This window comes from Ornithinimicrobium sp., from assembly GCF_035267225.1.
Taxonomy (GTDB): domain Bacteria; phylum Actinomycetota; class Actinomycetes; order Actinomycetales; family Dermatophilaceae; genus Ornithinicoccus.
Genome location: NZ_DATFMA010000104.1, coordinates 1 through 3757, shown reverse-complemented (window position 1 = coordinate 3757; position 3757 = coordinate 1). Strand labels below are relative to the sequence as shown.

5 protein-coding genes and 1 pseudogene are annotated in these 3757 nt (G+C 66.8%); 5 read left to right on the top strand and 1 reads right to left on the bottom strand.

What is annotated here, in order from left to right:
- The 5 genes and pseudogenes from VJ976_RS10535 to VJ976_RS10515 form a co-directional block, all read left to right on the top strand.
- A pseudogene (locus VJ976_RS10535) lies at positions 1–185 on the top strand (WYL domain-containing protein); the annotation flags it as partial.
- 425 nt (positions 186–610) lie between these two features.
- Positions 611–1093, top strand: coding sequence for a hypothetical protein (locus VJ976_RS10530; RefSeq protein ID WP_324100176.1), 483 nt, complete (start codon positions 611–613; stop codon positions 1091–1093).
- Positions 1094–1152: 59 nt separating this feature from the next.
- Positions 1153–1617, top strand: a complete 465-nt coding sequence (locus tag VJ976_RS10525) for a DJ-1/PfpI/YhbO family deglycase/protease (protein WP_324100177.1) — start codon at positions 1153–1155, stop codon at positions 1615–1617.
- 176 nt (positions 1618–1793) lie between these two features.
- Positions 1794–2777, top strand: coding sequence for a Fic family protein (locus VJ976_RS10520; RefSeq protein ID WP_324100175.1), 984 nt, complete (start codon positions 1794–1796; stop codon positions 2775–2777).
- A 184-nt stretch (positions 2778–2961) separates the two neighbouring features.
- Positions 2962–3387 (top strand): hypothetical protein, encoded by a 426-nt coding sequence (locus tag VJ976_RS10515; protein WP_324100174.1) that lies wholly within the window; start codon positions 2962–2964, stop codon positions 3385–3387.
- A 37-nt stretch (positions 3388–3424) separates the two neighbouring features.
- Here the strand turns inward: VJ976_RS10515 and VJ976_RS10510 are convergent.
- The coding region (locus VJ976_RS10510; protein WP_324100173.1) for an alpha/beta hydrolase at positions 3425–3757 on the bottom strand (333 nt) is incomplete at its 5' end.

Sequence of the window (3757 nt, the reverse complement as noted above, 5' to 3'; positions counted from 1 at the left end):
ACGACCTCGAGATCGGCGACACTCGCGACGACGGGCGCATCAGCGTCCTTATCCGCGGGCCGAGCGAGTACGGGCTTGCGGGCCACCTCGCGGGACTCGTGGAATGGCTCGAGATCAGCAGCCCCCAAAGCGTGCGAGACCGCATGGCCGCCATCGGCGACGCGCTCGTCGAGAAGTACCGGTGATCGGTCAGCACTCGGCACGGACAACGCCGTAGCGCCGCCTATGCAGTAACCCAGGCGCTCCGGACGGTGAAGACGAACATCGGTTCAGGCTCGCGGCTCACAGGTCAGACGGCTCTGACCTTCCGGCGGGCGCGTTCACCGAACCGGTCGAGCGCGTGGAGCACTTCAGTCGCCTGGGAGACGGCGGTTAGTGGCTCCACCGTCGATCCCGGAGTCGGGTGGAGGGGGGAACAGAGACTGACGCCGGAGTGTGAAGTAGATGAGTATGTCCCGGCGCAGGTTTGAGTACTTCAGACCCCGCTCCGAACGTCACTCGAGCAGTACGCTTTCGATGCGGGTATAGACGGGTATAGACACCGGGCCTGGACTAGAGCGGTGGCATTGAGTGGGCCCGCCGCCCGCCGCACCGTGTCAGGAGAGGGATCATGATGAACACCGTCTCGCGGATAGTCGGCACAGGGTGTCTCGTTGCCTTGGCGTCTGTCAGCGCAGCCCCCATGTCGGCGGCGGCTCCCCCGGAGTCTGAGAGAATCGTGGTCGACGACACCTTCGACGACGAGTTTTTGACAGACAGTTGTGGCGTCTCAGTCACAGGATCGATCACTGGCTTCGTCATCGCGCGGACCTTCACGAACCCGGCAGGTAACCTCCAAACCCTCAACAGCGTGAGCCTTACCCTGACGCTGACGTCCGAGCTCGGCAGCATCAGCGGGAGAGCTTCAGGGGCCGAGATCGTCAAGTCTGGTCCCGACGGGCAGGTCACCCTCAACGTCACCGGTCGCAGGCTTGGCGACTACAGCGGACTGCTCGTCGTCGACCTCGACACCGGTGAGGTCGTCAAGGAGCCGCAGTACACCTTTGGAGAGCGAGAGCTGGAGCGCGCCTGCGCCGCCCTTACCGGGAGATAGCTCAGCCAAGCTGCTGCAAGCGGTAGGGCACACAGCGCACGCGGTCTGCCCGGACGAGGCTGCGGGCTACACGGTCCGCACGGCCATCCACGACTTCGTCGGCGACCGGACCTATCGGGGAGACGCCGGGGCGCAAGTTCGTCCTGAACGCGACCTTCGCCGAGGTGGACCCCGCGGACTACGACGCCCTGGTCATCCCGGGTGGTCGCGCGCCGGAGTACCTGCGCCTCAACGGCGAGGTCCTCGACGTCGTGCGTCATTTCTTCGAGCGTGACAAGCCCACGGCCGCGATCTGCCACGGCCCCCAGATCCTGACGGCAGCGGGCGTGGTGAAGGGCAGGACGGTCTCGTCCTACCCCGCCGTCGGGCCCGAGGTGACCCTCGGTGGAGGGACCCCCGCCGAAATCTCGGTGGACCAGGCCGTCACCGACGGCTCTCTCGTGAGCGCCCCCGCGTGGCCGGCGCACCCGGCCTGGATCGCGCAGTTCCTGGAGGTGCTAGGGACCAGGATCGTCCACGAATAGCCCAACCCGGTTGCGGGCCCAGTCAGTGGCGCGTCAACGACCGGCCGCGAGTTTGGTGGCGGCGCGCTCCAACCGGATCAACGAGTGCCAGAACTGCCACAGAACCCTTACCAAGGGTCTAAACTCGATAATCAACCGCAATATTATGCAGTTTAGACCGTCTGTGAGGACTCCTGGTGCACTCGTTCGTTGACCTCGATCGCGTCCTCGGCGCTGTGCCGGCACCCGTGGTCATGACGTTGCGCAACGTAGACCGCGGCCAAGGGAGCGAGGGGCTGTACCTCAACCAGGTGCCCGACCTCCTGACTGAGCTGGCCAACCGCGCCCGGGTCGCGAGCATCACTGCGTCCTCTGCCCTCGAGGGTGTCGTCGTCAAGAACCGGAGCCGCGCGGCCGCCATCATCGCGGGCAAGCCGATAGAGCTGCGCACCCGCAGCGAACAAGAGCTCGCCGGCTACCGCGCTGCCCTTGACTACCTGTTCGCCGAGGACTGGCGCCCCCTGAACGTCGGCTTGCTCCTTCACCTGCACCGACTGCTCCTCGCGGATACCAAGACCACCGGTGGGACCTTCAAGCAGAGCGACAACCTTGTCGTCGACCGGTCTCCCGACGGGGTCCAGACGGTCCGATTCAAGCCCGTGCCCGCCGCTCGCACAGAGGATTACGCCGCCCACCTCATCGACTGCTACGCCGAGGCCATCAAGGCCAACCACCACCACCCCGTGCTTCTCATTGGCCTCTTCGCCTTGGATCTGCTCATCATCCACCCGTTCGACGACGGCAACGGCCGCGTGGCACGCGCGCTGACGAACGCCCTTCTCGCCGAGGCCGGGTATGGCGTGGGCCGCTACGTGTCGCTCGAACAGCTCATCGCCGAGTCAGCCGACGACTACTACCAAGCGCTGCTCGACTCGACCCACGACTGGGACGAGCACGCCCACGACCCGTGGCCCTGGTTGGCGTACTTCAGCACGCTCCTTGCTCGCGGTTACAGCCGGTTCGCTGAGGGTGTGGCCGCCGATAGGTCTGGAGGCACGAAGTCCGCACGCGTGCGTGAGCACGTCCTGAGGCACGGCGCGCCCGTCTTCGCGATCTCCGACATCAGGGCCGCGCTGCCCGGAGTCACGACCCCACCATCCGACTCGTCCTCAACGAGCTGAAGGACGAAGGGCGCCTCAAGCCGCAGGGCACAGGACGCTCGGCGGTGTGGTTGCGTGTCACCCCGTAGGCCGCTCATCGCGCCCTTGACGCTCTTCCGGCGTCTCCTGGTGGATTGCGTGCCGCCACCGAGGTCACCACTCGTGGCGACGCGGTAACGGGGCGTCGATCTGGGACGCTACGGGCATGAGGGTGGCAATGCGGGCGATCGTCCTCACCCTCCTCGCCGTCGTCGTCGGCTTCGGGACGAACATGCTGTCGGACGAAGGGACCGCCAACATCGGGGCCGGCGTCCTCGCCTTCCTCGCCGTCATCGTCGCCTCATTCGCCTGGGGCCTGGTCGACGCCCGGCGGGACGCGTTCGGATGGGTGCTCGCCCGGTGGGTGCTCGTCGGCGTCATCGTCGGGCTCGTCTTCGCGGTGCTTCCCCAGGTTGGCAGTGACGAGTTCTTCTCGGTGAGCACCTATCTCTCGGACGTGCCTTTTTCGGCCACGTTCGGGTTCGTCCTGACGCTCACCGCCGCTGGACTAGGCGCCGTCGTCGGGGCGCTGGTGGCCAGGCGTCCGGACGCCGGTGGCCGCCCGGGCGACGATCGGTCGCCCACCGCCTGACCGGGTTGGTGGTGAACCCGTGCCGGACGGTGCGTGGTCAGCCTTGTTGCGTGAGTCGCTCGAGGAGTTGGGCCGGTGCGTCTTCGGCGAGGAGGTGTCCGGCGGCGTCCACCCAGGTGAGGCCCTGGTTGGGGATGTGTTGCTCGGCCCATTGCCCGTAAGGGACCGGGAGGATCTGGTCATCGAGCCCCCAGAGCAGGGTGACGGGGATGTCGAGCCCGGGCAGGAGGTGTTCGTACTCGGCGGTGTCGCTCTGGCTGAGCTGTCGGTACTGCCGATAGAACGCGGCGTGCCCCTCGGCGCCCAGCCACGGCTCGAGATAGGCCTCGAGCACTCCAGGCCGGTATCCGCGGCTGGTCCCGTTGCCCAG